Below are 16,568 nucleotides of genomic sequence, written 5' to 3' on the forward strand. Positions count from 1 at the left end.
AGACACAGCTTTTAAATTTTGTTCCTACTGCGGCGCAACCGATGATTACAGAGCTTTTAGCTATTGATTCCTTAATCGTAAAAGTGAAAAATGAACGTAAAACGCGGCACGGAGATTATAGAGAACTACCCAATGGGAAACATCAGATTACAGTAAATTCAAATCTGAATAGCTATCGGTTCTTAATAACGCTTGTTCATGAGGTTGCCCATTTTGAAGCGTATACTAAGTATGGTAGATCGATTAAACCACATGGGAAAGAGTGGAAGCAAACGTTTCAACATTTAATGTTACCATTTTTAAGGCCAGAAATTTTTCCTTTAGAGATATTGCCGTTATTGGCTAAGCACTTTAAAAACCCAAAAGCGTCTAGCGATACAGATACGCAGCTCGCCTATGCCCTAAAACAATATGACGAAAATAGCGATAAGACCTATGTGTTTGAAGTGCCATTAGGAAAGGAGTTTAAGTTGTATAATGGAAGAATTTTTAAACAAGGAAAACAACGAAGAAAACGGTTTGAATGTCTAGAAGTTAAAACAGGTAAGTTATATTTGTTTAACCCTAATGCAGAAGTTGAATTATTAGAAGAATGAAGAATAAAAATTATTACGCCATTTTAATGGCAGGTGGAGTTGGATCAAGATTTTGGCCTGTAAGTACACAAGATTTTCCTAAGCAGTTTCACGATATGCTTGGTACAGGTGATACCTTAATACAAAAAACATTTCACCGCTTAGCACAGTTAATTCCAGAAGAAAACATTTTCATATTAACTAACGAACGCTATAACGATCTCGTTTTTGAACAATTACCAAACGTTACAAAACGACAAGTGGTTTTAGAGCCAGCCATGCGTAATACGGCTCCTTGTATATTATATGCAGCCTTAAAAATTCAGAAAGAAAATGAGGATGCTGTAATGATTGTGGCTCCAAGTGATCATTGGATTGAAGATGAGCAAGCGTTTTCTAATAACGTAAAAACAGCTTTTGAGTATTGCGAATCTAACGATGCACTAATGACTTTAGGGATTACTCCTACATTTCCTAATACCGGTTATGGTTATATTGAATATGATAAATCGGCAACAACTGAAATTAAACAAGTGAGCCAATTTAGAGAAAAGCCAGATTATGAAACGGCAAAGTCTTTTATAAGTCAAGGAAACTTCTTATGGAATGCTGGGATTTTTATGTGGAGTGCAAAATCGGTTATTTCGGCTTTTAAAAACAATCAACCAGAGTTGTTTCAATTGTTTGAAAGTGGTTATAGCGTATATAACACTGAGCACGAAGATGACTTTATTAAAGAAAATTATCAAAAAGCAGAAAATATTTCTGTCGATTACGCATTAATGGAAAAGAGTAGCAATGTCTATGTGATTCCTGCAACTTTCGATTGGAATGATCTGGGAACCTGGGGTAGTTTATATGATAAATTAGATAAAGATGACAATGATAATGCAGTGGTTAATGCCAAAACGTTATTAGAAGATGCTAGTGGGAATATGATTCGTTCTAAGGCGAATAAAATTGTTGTTGTCGATGGACTAAAAGATTACATAATTGTAGATAAAGACGAAGTTTTACTTATCTTTCCTAAGGCAAAAGAACAAGATATTAAAAAAGTACTTCAGAATGTGAAAGCCAATTTTGGAGAAGAATACGGGTAAACTATGAGTGACGAAAATAAATTCAATTTTTCTGAGGATGAGAATTCTCAGGTGACCAATGAGATGAACAAGGAAGCTGCAGTTGAAGAAAAAAAAGCTGCTGTAAAAAAAGACGCTCAAGGTTTATTTGCTAGTATAAAAACATTTTTAAGCGAACTGCTCGATTTTAGAGATGATACGGATAGAGATGCTACGATTACAGCCATAAAAGCAGATATTCCATTTAAAGGAGCTACAGCTTGGATTTTGGTCTGTTCAATTTTTGTGGCATCTATTGGTCTTAATGCAAACTCTACAGCTGTGGTGATTGGTGCCATGTTAATTTCACCATTAATGGGGCCGATTTTGGGGGTTGGACTTTCAATCGCTATCAACGATATTGATACTTTAAGAAAATCGCTTATCAATTTAGCCATTATGATTGTGCTAAGTTTATTAACCGCATTTTTATTCTTTTGGTTGTTTCCATTAAGTGCAGATACATCAGAACTCTTAGGTAGAACACGTCCTGATATACGAGATGTACTTATTGCCTTTTTTGGAGGTTTAGCGTTAATAATTGCACGAACTAAAAAAGGAACTATCGCTTCGGTTATTTTTGGTGTTGCTATTGCAACAGCCTTAATGCCACCTTTATGTACGGCTGGTTATGGCTTAGCAATAGGGAACTGGGAGTATTTTGGAGGAGCCATGTATTTATTTACGATAAATACCATTTTTATCGCCTTAGCAACATTTTTAGTATTAAAGTTGTTGCGTTTTCCAATGTTAAAGTATGCCAATTCCGCAAAGCGAAAACGAACTTCTCGATTTGCAATGCTAGTTGCTGTGGTCGTTATGCTTCCTGCAATTTGGACGTTTTTAACTGTATTACAAGAAAGTAAATACAAAAGAGATTTTGATAATTTTGTTAAAAGCGATATTGAAAACAATGACAACCTTTGGCTACAGCGAAAGGATGATGATTTAGATTCTGATAATAAAATAATCCGCTTGCATTTTAATGGTGATGTAAGTGATGAAATGGTCTCAGCTTTACAAAACGATATACATAAATACGAGAGCATTAAAGATTTTGAATTAATCATAAATGCCAATAAAACCAGAAGTGCAGACCGTTTAATGGAATCATTAGATAGAGCTTATGCAGAATCAGATCGAAAAGATAATGTCATTGATGGGCTGCAAAATCAAATTGAAGAATTACAAGCTAATATCTCTAAATTGAATAAGGTTATAGAGTCTAAAAGCACTACTCAAAACGGAGTATCGTTTAGTTCGCTCTCTCGCGATGCTAAAATTAAGTTTAGTGATTTAGAGTATTTTGGTTACGCTAAGATGTTGGAGTCAAAAGACTTTATTAATATAGATACTATTACAGTAGTTAATGTAAGATGGAAGGTTCAACTTTCAGATAGCTTGGTTTACACAAAGGAACGCGATTTGCAAAAGTGGTTAAAAAATGAATTAAAAGTAGATACCGTATTTATTAAGCGTAACTAAAAGTTATTCGCTTTCTTCAAGGTACATTTTACGTACTTTTCTAAATAGTTCAGACGAATAAACGAAGTTGGTTACAGCTTCGTTGTCGGTTCTAAATATTGTTTCACTAGAGCCTTCCCATTCTAATAAACCATTTTTTAGAAAAACGATTTTTTCTCCTATTTCCATAACGGAGTTCATATCATGTGTGTTAACCACGGTTGTGATATTAAACTCATCTGTGATTTCCTGAATTAAGTTATCAATAACTATGGCTGTTTTAGGATCTAAACCAGAGTTAGGTTCATCACAAAACAGATATTTTGGTCGGTTAACTATCGCTCGGGCAATGGCAACACGTTTTTGCATACCACCAGAAGCTTCACTTGGCATTTTTTTGTGAGCGTCATCTAGATTCACGCGTTTTAAAACCTCATTGACTCTATCTTCCATTTCACTTTTGCTCTGTTTTGTAAACATACGCAAAGGAAACATTACATTTTCAGCAATAGTCATGGAATCAAAAAGCGCACTCCCTTGAAAAACCATGCCCATTTCTGAACGTAAATTGGTTTTTTCATCTCTTGATAATTTACTGAAGTTTTTTCCTTCATAAGAAATGGATCCACTTTCGTATTCAAATAATCCAAGCAAGCATTTTAAAAATACGGTTTTACCAGAACCACTTTGGCCAATAACTAAGTTGGTCTTTCCTTTTTCAAAAGAAGTTGTTATTCCTTTTAAAATTTGGGTATCACCAAAGGATTTTTTTAAGTCTTTAACTTCTATCATAATTAGCCGAGTAATAAACTGGTTAGTAAAAAGTTGACAAGTATAATCATAACACTAGTCCAAACAAAAGAGGTTGTACTAGCCTTACCAACTTCTAAAGCTCCACCTTTCATAAAATACCCATAATACGATGGTATAGTTGCTAGTAAAAAAGCAAACACAAAAGTTTTAATAAAGGCATAAAAGAAATGGAATGGAATAAAATCCATCTGAACACCTTCTACATAGTCTTCCATAGTGCCGTAACCTCCATATACACAGGCCATAAGTCCACCTAGAATTCCTAAAAACATCGCAATAGAAATTACAAATGGATAAAGTGTTAAAGCTATAAATTTTGGAAAGACGAGATAGTTAATGGCATTTATTCCCATAACTTCTAAAGCATCAATTTGCTCTGTAACACGCATTGTTCCTATACTCGAGGTAATAAAAGAACCCACTTTACCAGCCATAATAATGGAGATAAAAGTTGGTGCAAATTCGAGAATGATGGATTGTCGTGTAGCAAAACCTACTAGAGATTTTGGCATTAATGGACTCGTCATATTCAACGAAGTTTGGATAGCCACAACGCCTCCAACAAAAAATGAAATAAAGGCAACAATGCCTAAAGAACCAATTATAAGATCATCAATATCTTTTAGAATTAAAGGTTTCATCACTGACCACTTAGTAGGTCTGCGAAAAATATCTTTAATCATTATAAAATAGGTGCCTATGTTATGTAGGTAAGTCATGTTATATTTTATTAATGCTAAAGTATAAAAAAGGATTAGTTATTAATGTTAATTTAAACTAAGATAATTTAAAAATTGTATTTTTGAAACTCACAATAATGTCATATTCAAATGAAAAATATCGTCTCTTTAATTGTTGTTTTATTTATGTTTTCCTCTTGTGGTGCGCAAAATACAACTACTGATACAAAAATAGAAACTTCAGTTTTAGAATCTAACGATAGGCCAAAGTTAGTCGTTGGTATTGTTGTAGATCAAATGCGTTATGATTACTTAACACGTTTTGAATCTAAATTTGGAGATGGTGGTTTTAATCGTATGATAAATGAAGGGTTTAACTGTAAAAACAATCATTTCAACTATGTGCCAACGTATACTGGTCCTGGTCATGCTTCTGTTTATACAGGGACCACACCGAAAATTCATGGTATAATTGGTAACAATTGGTACGATAAAGAAACAAAGGGAATGGTGTATTGCGCAGGTGATGACGATGCACAATCTGTAGGAACCGAAGATAAGGCAGGCAAAATGTCACCACACAGAATGCAAACTACAACTTTTGCAGATGAGAATAGGTTATTTACACAAGGCCAAGGTAAAACAATTGGGATTTCTTTAAAAGATAGAGGAGCAATTTTGCCTGCAGGTCATACGGCAAATGCAGCGTATTGGTTTCATGGAAGGGATGAAGGGCGTTGGATTTCAAGTTCTCATTACATGACTGAGTTACCAGAATGGGTATTGAACTTTAATGCTTCAACACATGCAGAATCTTATTTGAAAGAATGGAATACATTATATGATATTTCAACATATACAGAAAGTGGAGTTGATGAGAATACGTTTGAAGGTGGTTTTAAAGGTAAAGAAAAAGCAACATTTCCTTATGATTTAAAAGCATTAAGTAAAGACAATAGAGGTTACGATATTTTAAAAGCCACACCTTATGGTAATAGCTTAACAGCAGATTTTGCAATGGCTGCAATTGAAGCGGAAGGTTTAGGTCAAGACCAAATTACGGATGTTTTAGCGGTAAGCTTTTCAGCGACCGATTACGTGGGGCATAACTTCGGAGTGAACTCAAAGGAAGTTCAAGACACCTATTTGCGTTTAGATAAAGATTTGGAGCGTTTATTTGAGTATTTAGATACCACAGTTGGAAAAGGAGAATACACTGTTTTTTTAACAGCAGATCATGGGGCAATAGACGTGCCTTCTTATTTAAGTTCATTAAAAGTGCCTGCAGGTTATGTAAATAATAAGGATAGAAAGGCAATATTTAATGCCTTTTTAGAAGCGACTTATGGGACTGATTCTATTGTAGAGAATATCAGTAACGACCAAATATTTTTAGATAGAAATAAGGTTAAGGAGTTAGGATTAAAACTTAGCGATGTACAAGATGCTATTGCTATGGAACAATTAAGTTACCTTAATGTTTCTAAAGTTTATACAGGAACAACAATGGGCTCAACAGGTTTTTACGGTGGAATAGAAGATTTGTTGCAAAACGGCTTTAATCAAAAACGTTCAGGTGATGTAATATTGGTAAATGATACCTCTTTTATTTCTTATGGTAAAACAGGATCTACGCACGGTAGTGGTTTAAATTATGACACACATGTGCCATTGTTATTTTTCGGAAAAGGCATTAAGCATGGTGAAACGTTTAATAAAACCGTAATTCCGGATATTGCACCTACAATTTCTGCATTATTAGGGATTAGTTTTCCTAATGGCGCTACAGGGCAGCCTTTAGGATTTGTGATAGATTAATACCATATTTTGAAAAGAAAACCCATTTTTACAATCATTGCAGTAATTATAGTGATTGGCATATACAGCTATGATTATTTTTTAGAGTCTAACGCGAAAACCGAGATTGTAAATGAAGGTGCGACTTTAAAAGAAAGCACTAACGTGTATTATTTGCCAACAAGTACCACCAATCAAATTATACATCATAAAAACTATTCCTTATCATATAGTGAGCCTCACGAACAAGCAGAATGGGTGGCTTATGAGTTGAAAGCATCGCATATAAGTTCAACAAACCATAAAAGACCTTATTTTGAAATTGATAATACCGTAAGAACTGGTGCAGCGCATTGGCGTAATTATAAAAAATCGGGTTACGACAAAGGGCATTTATGTCCTGCTGGAGATAGACGATTTACCCAAGAGGCACATGATGAAACTTTTTTAACGAGTAATATTAGTCCACAAGAACATAAATTTAATGCTGGAGTGTGGAATCGCTTAGAACAAAAAGTACGTTATTGGGCAAAAAAGAATGATGGTGTTTTTGTAGTCACTGGAGGTATTCTTGAAAATGGACTAAAAGTGATTGGTGATGAAGATGTAGCAGTACCAAATCAATTTTATAAAGTCATTTTAGACAATACCAATGGAAAAATAAAAGTACTTGCGTTTTTAATGAATCATGAAGATTCAGATTTACCATTGTATAAATTTGTGGTTTCAGTTGATAAAGTTGAAGCCTTAACAGGAATTGATTTCTTCCCACAATTAGATGATGCGATTGAAAATAAATTAGAAGCATCAAGCAGTTATAAAAGCTGGAGTTTTTAGCCAATTCCTGCGAAGGCAGGAATCTCTAATTCAAAAAGCAATAACTTATTGGTAAAATTGAGATCTTTATTTTAGAAATTTCTCCTTTATGCCATCCCAGCGTAAATTTCGAATAAATTGACCTTCTTCATTAGAAACTAAAAATTCTAATTTATTAGTTTTAGCTCTAAAATAACCGGACATATAATCTTTAAAAAGTTTGAAGCTTCCTTTTTTTGAAGCCAATTTTAATGCAGAAATTAAGGTGATCCATAAGCCATAACGCATTTTGTACATGGCTTCACCCTGTAAATATTTGGAGGCTTTATTGTACGATTGTCCTGTGGGTTTTAAATGTTTTACATGGAGTGTTTCGTCAGTAAGAATTTCCCAGCCATTGTATTTAGCTAATAATTCATCTACCGTATCCCATCCCATAGAAGGTTTAAGTTGTCCTATTTGTTTAAAGCAATCTTTTTTATACGCTTTTAAAGCACCTCTAATATGATCTTTATTCGTTAGGTTTTCGAGAATCCATTTGTTTTGCTTTTCAATATAACAGAACCCCGAAGCCATTCCTAAATTTTTATTCGAATTGAAATGATTGGCTAACTGTTCTAAATAATTTTCAGGGAAAATTAAATCCGCATCAAACTTACAGATAATGTCGTAATCATCGTTAAGTGAGGCTAAGCCCTTATTAAAAGCACTAATAATTTTAGAACCAGGTAAATGTTTGTCCGACGATTTTGAATTTAATAAAGAGATCCAAGGATGTTTTGAAGAATAATCTTCTACAATACTTTGAGTGTTATCTGAAGAATGATCATTCACAACAACAACTTTCTTCGGCAACAACGTTTGCTTAACTAAAGAGTCTAAAGTTTTACCAATGTAATCTTCTTCGTTGTGAGCCGGAATGATAATATAAAAGTTCAAAATTGAAAGCTGTTTTTTCAAAGTTAAACTCTTTCTGCATATACAATGTAGTAACGCGGCGTAAACCGTCTTAAAATAGGTCTAATGCCTATTTTATTTACCGGATTGGTCCATTGTTGTCTGTCTTTAATGGTCCATCCTGTTTTTTCTAATAGCCAATCGAGTTGCCAATCTTCAAATTCATGGTAATGTCTATCTCGCATATCAGTTTTACTTCTGTAAGCAGGAGCAAACCATAATTTTAAAGGCACACTAATAACTAATTTATTGGCTTTAATAGATTTTAAAATCTCATAAGGTGATAATAAATGTTCAAAAATCTCAAACGCCGTTATAACGTCAGCAGAAGACGTTTCTATTGCCGATTGATTTTCATCCAAATCTTCTCCGGTTGTATTTTCAACAGAAAACCCTTCAGAAATCATAATTTCAGAAAAGGGATTCTTAACCCCTAAATCTAAAATAGATTCTGATGTGTTAATGTGTTTTTGTAAAAACTGAAGGGTAAGTTTAAAGCGTTTATTTGGATATGTTTTTTCGTACATAAATGGATTTTAAAGCAATCTTTTAGATCAATATTTATATACAATAGCATTTATGTTCATACCAGCACCAACACTAGCAAACATAATAATATCCCCTTTGTTAATCTCTTGATTTTTTACTTGGCCTTTTAGAATCATATCGAATAAAGTCGGTACAGTTGCCACACTAGAATTTCCTAATCTGTTAATCGTCATCGGCATAATACCTTCGGGCATTTCCATTTGGTGTAATTTGTAAAAACGCTTAACGATAGCTTCATCCATTTTTTCATTCGCCTGATGAATCAATATTTTTTTGACATCAGTAATTGAAACTCCACTATTGTCAAGACATGTTTTTAACGCTTTAGGAACGTTAGACAATGCAAATTCATAAATCTTACGACCATACATTTTAATGTAACGTCGCTTGGCTGTAACTTCAGGGTTATTGGTTTCTCCGAAGTAAATAAAATGGGCTTCGTCTAAAGCGTAAGTAGCAGATTCGTGCGCCAAAATACCTCCTTCTTCATCTGTTTCTTCTATGATGACAGCGCCTGCACCATCGCTATAAATCATAGAGTCTCTATCATGTTGATCTATAACTCTAGACAAGGTTTCTGAGCCAATTACTAAACAACGTTTGGCAATACCAGCAGCGATAAACGCTTTAGCTTGTATAACGCCTTCTATCCAACCAGGACAACCAAAAAGTAAATCGTACCCAACACATTTAGGGTTTTTAATTTGTAATAAATGCTTCACTCTAGATGCCATACTAGGTACGGTATCACTTTGTTCTGCATTATGTTTAACATCACCGTAATTATGTGCTACAATGATATAATCGATACTTTCTTTATCTATTTTTGCATCATCTATAGCCTTTTGAGCAGCAAAAAAAGCAATATCAGAATTTAAGAGATCATCCTCAATATAACGGCGTTCTTGTATACCTGTAATAGCCTTAAATTTTTCTACAATAATTTCATTTGGGCTATTGATAGAAGAACCATCAGCATTTAAAAACTGATGATTATAAAAATCCTCGTTTTTTTCAATAGTATTAGGAATATAACTCCCTGTACCTGTTATTTTAATTGCCATTGTTAATTGTTTTCATAGTTACGAAACTAACTAATAATATATACATTTTGTTATTTACAGTTCTAAAGCAAGAATTTTTAAAGAATTCATAATTATAGTCGTCTATAATTTATAAAAAGCAAAAAAAAGTATTCAATTTGAATACTTTTTTTTTAATATTTATCGATTAAAACTAAGCATCCATATAAGCTTCAATTGGAGCACAACTACATATTAAGTTACGATCTCCATAGGCATCATCGACACGCCTCACACTTGGCCAAAATTTATTATCTCTAACAAAATCTAATGGAAATGCTGCAGCTTCTCTGCTATATGGTAATGACCATTCATCAGCGGTAAGCATACCTAAGGTGTGTGGTGCATTTTTTAGCATATTATTAGATTCGTCCTTAGATGATGCATCAATTTCTTTTCGAATTGAAATCATAGCATCACAAAAACGATCCATTTCAGCTTTACTTTCGCTTTCAGTAGGTTCAATCATCATGGTTCCTGCAACGGGGAATGACACTGTTGGTGCATGAAAACCATAATCCATTAAACGTTTTGCAATGTCTGTAACTTCAATACCGTTGGCTTTAAAATCACGACAATCAATAATCATTTCGTGAGCAGCTCTTCCCTTTTCTCCAGAGTATAAAGTTGGGTAAGATCCGTTTAAACGTTCTTTAATATAGTTGGCATTTAAAATGGCAACTTCGGTTGCTTTTTTCAAACCTCTATAGCCTAACATTTTTATATAACCATAAGAAATAAGACATACTAAAGCAGATCCAAAAGGTGCTCCTGAAATTGCTGTAATAGCTTGATGGCCTCCCGTTTTTATGATTGGGTTTCCTGGTAAAAAGGGTACTAATTGTTTGGCTACACAAATTGGTCCAACTCCTGGTCCACCACCTCCATGAGGAATCGCAAAGGTTTTATGTAAATTTAAGTGACAAACATCGGCTCCGATATTTCCTGGATTGGTTAATCCAACTTGCGCATTCATGTTGGCACCATCCATATAAACTTGGCCTCCGTTATCGTGAATAATCTGTGTAATTTCTTTTATGGAAGCTTCATAAACACCATGTGTAGATGGATATGTGACCATAATTGCCGAAAGATTATCTTTATGTAATTCTGCTTTTTCTCTTAAGTCTTCAACATCGATGTTTCCGTTTTCTGATGCTTTAGTGACAACCACTTTCATGCCAGCCATAACAGCACTCGCAGGATTTGTACCGTGTGCAGACGAAGGTATTAAACAAATGTTTCTATGATGATCTCCACGAGATTCGTGATACGCTTTAATAACCATCAATCCGGCAAACTCACCTTGTGCACCAGAATTTGGCTGAAGCGATGTCGCTGCAAAACCAGTAATTTCTGATAACTGATTTTCTAATTCTTTAAGCATTAATTTGTAACCCGTAGCTTGTTCCGTTGGTACAAATGGATGCATGCTACCCCAACTTGGCCAGCTTAATGGTAACATTTCTGAAGCCGCATTTAATTTCATGGTACAAGACCCTAATGAAATCATAGAGTGGTTTAATGCTAAATCTTTACGTTCTAAACGTTTGATGTAGCGCATTAATTCCGTTTCAGAATGATACGTGTTAAAAACATCAAAAGTTAAAAAATCGGATTGACGTTTTAGATGTGCAGGAATCGTTTCGTTAGTTGAAATAGATTCTATTTTGTCTGTAGTATTTCCTGTTACGTTTTCAAAAATTGTAATAATATCATTTAAGTCTGAAACATTAGTGGTTTCGTTTAAAGCGATATTAATGGTATTGGTATCTGGATAATGAAAATTCACTTCATTTTTCTCAGCTTCGTATTTTACTTTAACAGCATCTGCTTTTATCTGAATCGTATCAAAGTAATGTGAGTTGACTTGTTCTAATCCTAAACGCTCTAAAGCATTTGCTAAAGTTGAAGCTGAATCTTTAACTTTATCAGCAATAAAAGTTAAGCCTTTTGGGCCATGGTAAACAGCATACATACCTGCCATCACCGCTAAAAGTACTTGAGCCGTACAGATATTTGATGTTGCCTTGTCGCGTTTAATATGTTGTTCTCTAGTTTGTAGTGCCATTCGCAAAGCTCTATTACCAGTAATGTCTTTTGTGACTCCAATAATACGACCTGGAACATCACGTTTGTAAGCGTCTTTTGTCGCAAAATAAGCGGCATGTGGACCTCCGTAACCCATTGGTATTCCGAAACGTTGCGTCGTACCAATAACAACATCTGCACCAAATTTACCTGGCGCTTCAAGCTTCACTAAGCTTAAAAGATCAGCTGCCACAGCAACTTTAATATTTTTAGCGTTTGCTTGTTCTATAAATGATTTAATATCTGTAATCTGACCGTTTTTGGCTGGATACTGAACTAAGGCTCCAAAATACTCGTCTGAAAGATTATATTCAGTTTCGTTACCAATGACTAATTCAATGCCTATAGGATTGGCTCTAGTTTCAAGTAAATCGATAGTTTGTGGTAAAACTAAATCTGAAACAAAGAATTTATTGACATTGGCTTTCTTTTGACCACGATCTCTAATCGCAAATAATAATGCCATAGCTTCCGCTGCAGCCGTACTTTCATCCAAAAGAGAGGCGTTCGCAATTTCCATTCCTGTTAAATCAATAATCATGGTTTGGAAATTCAATAAGGCTTCTAATCGACCTTGAGCAATTTCAGCTTGATACGGTGTATAAGCGGTATACCAACCTGGGTTTTCTAATACATTACGCTGTATTACTGCAGGTAAATTAGTTGGGTAATACCCTAAACCAATGTATGTTTTGTAAATTTTATTACGTTGTGATAGTTCATTGATATGGCTAAGATACTCTTGCTCACTCAACGCAGCATCTAGATTTAGATCGTTTTCTAAGCGAATGTTATCCGGAATAGTTTCCGTTATTAATTGTTCAATATTTTTAACACCTATAGTGTCTAACATGGCTTGTTGGTCATCTGAATTTGGGCCAATATGTCTGAGTGCAAAAGAAGTTGTATCCATTAATAAAAATAATTTATTTAGTTCTGCAAAAGTACGGATTTAGCCTAATTTTATAGTTAAGGAATACTAAAGTTTTTAACCGATGTTAGAGGTTATTAACACAATCCTTACTTTTGCGTTATGCAAGTTTTAAAACGCATCTTTAACTTTTATTTGAATAGTAGTATTCATGTTGCATTAGCCGCTTGTTCTTTAGCTTGGGTAACATTAATTGAGCTGGACTTAGGTTATGATAAATACCTGCTATCTTTTGTGTTTTTTGCAACAATAACGGGGTATAATTTTGTAAAATACTTTGGAGTGGTAAAGTTTCACCATCGCAGTTTGGCAAGTTGGTTAAAGGCCATACAAGTATTTTCTTTTATAGCTTTTTTGGCTATGTGCTATTATGTTTTGAAGCTTGAAACAGAAACCTTAATGGTCATTATAATTCTTGGGGTGATTACATTTTTTTATGCCATTCCTATTATGGTTCCAAAGCGCTATTTATTTGATGATCATAAGAATTTACGGCAAGTCAGTGGCTTAAAAGTATACCTCATTGCACTGATTTGGATGTTTACAACAGTGATTTTACCAATAGTGAATCATGACGTTTCAATTAATACGGATGTGATTATTACAAGTGTTCAACGATTTAGTTATGTTCTTGTATTAATGTTGCCATTTGAGATTAGAGATCTAAATTATGACAATTTGAAATTGGCTACAATCCCTCAAAAAATAGGCGTCAAAAAAACTAAAATTATAGGTGTTGTACTTTTAGGTGCTTTTTTAATATTAGAGTTTTTTAAAGATCAATTATTGGAGAAATCAATAATTGCAATCGTAGTTATTACGGTGATTACACTATTGCTTCTGCTTTTTTCAAACAAAAATCAATCAAACTATTTTAGTGCGTTTTGGGTAGAAGGTTTACCTATTATTTGGCTATTAATCTTGTTGTTGCTTCGCTAATTCTTTATCAAATTGTGATTGAAGCTTATTGAGTTCGTCAGTTTTGAGACACTGAACTTTTGATTTTTCTATGGTTTGGGATAGTTTAGTGTTATTGCTAGAATACTTCTTTGAAATATTACAATACATAAGACGTAGTCTTAGTTTGAATTGTTCCCAAGTAGAAGCCTCATCATATTGTGCTTTATCACAAATATGTTTTGCTTCATCACAGCTTATAAATAAAAAACTTTTTTTCATCTTTAATGTCCTTGTAAACGGAATATTATTTATACCAATTATCTTGCATGCATTCTGCTAATGCAGTTCGGGCTCTGTGTATAATTACCCATAGGTTAGACGCAGTAATATCTAAATCATTACAAATGGTTTCTGTATCATAACCTAAAATGGTTTTCATCTTAAAAACGTCAGCTTGTTTTTCTGGCAATTTTCCTAAACAATTGTAGATAGCATCGCCTAATTCTGAATTTACCAAAGTGTCTTCAGCAGTTTTAACAGTAGAATCTGCCACGCGTTCTTCTAGCCAATCACCTTCAGTATCAGTATCACTGTTATAAGTCATTCTAACTTCGGCTTTACCTTTGTTAGAGTTTATTTTACGATAATGATCTATGATTTTTCGCTTTAAGATTGAAATGAGCCACGTTCGTTCGCTAGCTTCGCCCTTAAAGTTTTTCATGGATTTAAGACCGGCTAAAAAAGTTTCAGATATTAAATCTTGAGCGATTTCTCTATCATTTACACGAGTAATCGTATAATTGAAGAGGTAATCTGAATATAATTTCACCCAATTATTTGGGTCTATTGTATGCTTAGGCATCGTTCAGTTTCATTGCTGGTTCAAAAATAGGTTAAAAATTCGAGAAATAATTTAGTAATAAACGTTAAACCTTATTAGCGTAAGATTTATATTAGCCATCATGTTTTGTTGCACTAATTATATAATATCCAAAACTTTTGATGTGTAGTCCTGTTAATAATGCGAAGAATGAACCCTTCAAATTATGCAGACTTTCTCTTTTAATAGGTTTAAAACTCAGTAGTTTTTTTAGAATAAATCCTGTAATCGCAAATGGGACATGTAATACAGAAGGGGCGACTCTATGTGAGGTGTCTTCAATTTTAATGTTGTTGAAACCTAAGTCTTGTAACTTTTGTTTTATAAAAGTATGAGTTTCTAGTTTTTCGAGGCTCCAATGGTTACACAAACGATTGTATGCGTAATCGGCTCCTTTGCAAAGTTCTGATTGTTCTTTTTTTAAGAAGGCATCAGCGATGACTAATTTCCCACCAGGTTTTAAAATTCGATAAGCTTCTTTTAATGAGTTTTCTCCATGTCCGGAATGGCAAAAGCTTTCTATCGCTACAGCCGAATCAAAGGAATTAGATTGAAATGAGGTGTTGTTGTAATTTTCTTTTAGAATAATACCATTTTTTCCTTGTAATAAATCATTGCCATGTTTCACCTGAAAATCAGAAAGTGTGACTCCATAAGTGATTAAATTTTGATGTTGTTTTAAGGCATAGCGCATTGTGCCGCCCATACCACAACCTAAATCGATGAGTCTATGTTTTTTATTGTTAATTTGAAGTCGTTTTATAACCTGAGCGTTCATTTGGTTAAGCATGCTGTCGCGTTTAAAAGGATTAGTTTTAAAGGGGGCGTAATATCCGAAATGCATGTTAAAATCTTGACTCCAAAATTCGTAATCTTCTGAGGCTTCATTATAGAAATCTATCATTTCTATTTTGTTTTTTTCAGAATAGCTGTCAATAGGTAGTGCTTGTGTGTTCATGATAGTTGAGATTATGAAATTAAATTCTAGGTAGTTTCCAGTTTAAGGTTTTGTGAAGTATGGCAGTTGACTTCAGATTCCCTCTTTGACTTTTTACATCTGTTATTATTTTGGCTTTAGATAATAGCCATATAATTGACCAGCCAAAATCTATTTCATACCATTTCATCGAGAATTTCGCAGAAGTGGGATGAGAGTGATGATTATTGTGAAACCCTTCTCCAAAAGAAATTAATCCTAAGATCACATCATTAAACCCGCTTTCGTCGGCATTTTGAATTGTATATCTTGAATAGCCGTATTTGTGCGAAGCATAACCAATATACCAATGCCCTAAAATAATTATTGATGTTCTTAAACATGTTGCTATTAGCATACTATTTATTCCAATAAAAATGGAAAGTATTAGCATGAAGATTATGTAGTGCAAATACCATGTTTTATTTAACCACCTCATCATCGGATCATTTAAATCTTCTTTAGGAATATGATATCTGTTGATGTTGTTTGGTTCAAATGATAAATGAAGATTCCACCAGTAATCTGTAGATAATGAATGGTTGTACTGAAAGTATTTTGGACAATCTTTTCTGTTTTGCCAGTAGTCCCTGTAATAGTGTTGCTTTAGCCAACTTATGGGACTGCCGAGACCAGTTAGAACAAATAGGTAAAGACTTAAGTTTTTGAAAAATTTAGAAGTCTTATAAGATTTATGAATAATACCTCTGTGCAAGCCAACAGAATGACCTATTCCAACCGTTAGAAATAATAATATAATGTTAAGTCCAATATCTTCGATAGTTATTTTAGAGAAGTCTATAAAAAATGTTGGTAGTATCATTAAATATAACCAAATGCATTTTTTCCATGAAAAAGTAATCTTTCCGACGTTTGTTTTGAGTTTATGATTCATGATAATTTAATTTTATAAGTGATACAAAAATGTAATAGGGGAAA

16 protein-coding genes are annotated in these 16,568 nt (G+C 33.7%); 6 read left to right on the forward strand and 10 right to left on the reverse strand.

The genetic code is table 11. The annotated features are described in order from the left end of the window. The first annotated feature begins 41 nt into the window (after positions 1-41). The 3 genes from HM984_RS05155 to HM984_RS05165 are packed head-to-tail and all read left to right on the forward strand — an operon-like array spanning position 42 to position 3,178. Positions 42-596 (forward strand): SprT-like domain-containing protein, encoded by a 555-nt coding sequence (locus HM984_RS05155; protein ID WP_371312101.1) that lies wholly within the window; start codon positions 42-44, stop codon positions 594-596. After that, positions 593-1,675 (forward strand): mannose-1-phosphate guanylyltransferase, encoded by a 1,083-nt coding sequence (locus HM984_RS05160; protein ID WP_179348381.1) that lies wholly within the window; start codon positions 593-595, stop codon positions 1,673-1,675. Before HM984_RS05155 ends, HM984_RS05160 begins: the two co-directional genes overlap by 4 nt. 3 nt (positions 1,676-1,678) lie before the next feature. Further along, positions 1,679-3,178 (forward strand): DUF389 domain-containing protein, encoded by a 1,500-nt coding sequence (locus HM984_RS05165; protein ID WP_115811160.1) that lies wholly within the window; start codon positions 1,679-1,681, stop codon positions 3,176-3,178. 3 nt (positions 3,179-3,181) lie between these two features. Here HM984_RS05165 and HM984_RS05170 read toward each other — a convergent pair whose 3' ends face one another. Then, on the reverse strand, positions 3,182-3,949 hold the full coding sequence (locus HM984_RS05170) for an ABC transporter ATP-binding protein (protein ID WP_115811158.1): 768 nt from the start codon (positions 3,947-3,949) through the stop codon (positions 3,182-3,184). Positions 3,950-3,951: 2 nt separating this feature from the next. Next, complete coding sequence (locus tag HM984_RS05175; RefSeq protein ID WP_040756813.1) at positions 3,952-4,689, reverse strand: MlaE family ABC transporter permease; 738 nt, start codon at positions 4,687-4,689, stop codon at positions 3,952-3,954. 111 nt (positions 4,690-4,800) lie between these two features. On the opposite strand from HM984_RS05175, the gene pafA reads away from it, so the two are divergent. Together pafA and HM984_RS05185 are read left to right on the forward strand one after the other, a co-directional pair. Continuing rightward, positions 4,801-6,468 carry an alkaline phosphatase PafA gene (gene pafA / locus HM984_RS05180; RefSeq protein WP_179348382.1) on the forward strand — a complete coding sequence of 556 codons (1,668 nt, stop codon included), beginning with the start codon at positions 4,801-4,803 and terminating at the stop codon, positions 6,466-6,468. 9 nt (positions 6,469-6,477) lie between these two features. Further along, the gene (locus HM984_RS05185; protein WP_179348383.1) at positions 6,478-7,284 is read left to right on the forward strand and encodes a DNA/RNA non-specific endonuclease; all 807 of its coding nucleotides are present in this window, start codon (positions 6,478-6,480) and stop codon (positions 7,282-7,284) included. Between the two features lie 66 nt (positions 7,285-7,350). Here the strand turns inward: HM984_RS05185 and HM984_RS05190 are convergent, their stop codons facing one another. The 4 genes from HM984_RS05190 to gcvP form a co-directional block, all read right to left on the reverse strand. Further along, on the reverse strand, positions 7,351-8,202 hold the full coding sequence (locus HM984_RS05190; RefSeq protein WP_179348385.1) for a glycosyltransferase family 2 protein: 852 nt from the start codon (positions 8,200-8,202) through the stop codon (positions 7,351-7,353). A 23-nt stretch (positions 8,203-8,225) separates the two neighbouring features. After that, a complete protein-coding gene (locus tag HM984_RS05195; RefSeq protein WP_179348386.1) occupies positions 8,226-8,747 on the reverse strand; it encodes a methyltransferase domain-containing protein in 522 nt (173 codons plus the stop codon). A gap of 27 nt (positions 8,748-8,774) precedes the next feature. Further along, on the reverse strand, positions 8,775-9,833 hold the full coding sequence (locus HM984_RS05200; RefSeq protein ID WP_179348387.1) for a 3-oxoacyl-ACP synthase III family protein: 1,059 nt from the start codon (positions 9,831-9,833) through the stop codon (positions 8,775-8,777). A 172-nt stretch (positions 9,834-10,005) separates the two neighbouring features. After that, complete coding sequence (gene gcvP / locus HM984_RS05205) at positions 10,006-12,855, reverse strand: aminomethyl-transferring glycine dehydrogenase (RefSeq protein WP_179348389.1); 2,850 nt, start codon at positions 12,853-12,855, stop codon at positions 10,006-10,008. Positions 12,856-12,975: 120 nt separating this feature from the next. On the opposite strand from gcvP, the gene HM984_RS05210 reads away from it, so the two are divergent. Further along, positions 12,976-13,812, forward strand: a complete 837-nt coding sequence (locus HM984_RS05210) for a UbiA prenyltransferase family protein (protein ID WP_179348390.1) — start codon at positions 12,976-12,978, stop codon at positions 13,810-13,812. Here the strand turns inward: HM984_RS05210 and HM984_RS05215 are convergent. The 4 genes from HM984_RS05215 to HM984_RS05230 form a co-directional block, all read right to left on the reverse strand. Beyond that, the gene (locus HM984_RS05215) at positions 13,789-14,052 is read right to left on the reverse strand and encodes a hypothetical protein (protein WP_115811142.1); all 264 of its coding nucleotides are present in this window, start codon (positions 14,050-14,052) and stop codon (positions 13,789-13,791) included. The two genes, HM984_RS05210 and HM984_RS05215, sit on opposite strands and share 24 nt — an antisense overlap. A 25-nt stretch (positions 14,053-14,077) precedes the next feature. Next, positions 14,078-14,635 (reverse strand): sigma-70 family RNA polymerase sigma factor, encoded by a 558-nt coding sequence (locus tag HM984_RS05220; RefSeq protein ID WP_179348392.1) that lies wholly within the window; start codon positions 14,633-14,635, stop codon positions 14,078-14,080. Positions 14,636-14,726: 91 nt separating this feature from the next. Then, entirely contained in the window at positions 14,727-15,611 is an 885-nt protein-coding gene (locus tag HM984_RS05225; RefSeq protein ID WP_179348393.1) for a methyltransferase domain-containing protein, read from the reverse strand. 19 nt (positions 15,612-15,630) lie between these two features. Beyond that, entirely contained in the window at positions 15,631-16,524 is an 894-nt protein-coding gene (locus tag HM984_RS05230; protein ID WP_179348394.1) for a fatty acid desaturase, read from the reverse strand. Positions 16,525-16,568: the final 44 nt, after the last annotated feature.

The organism is Winogradskyella pacifica (genome assembly GCF_013403915.1).
GTDB classification, from domain to species: domain Bacteria; phylum Bacteroidota; class Bacteroidia; order Flavobacteriales; family Flavobacteriaceae; genus Winogradskyella; species Winogradskyella pacifica.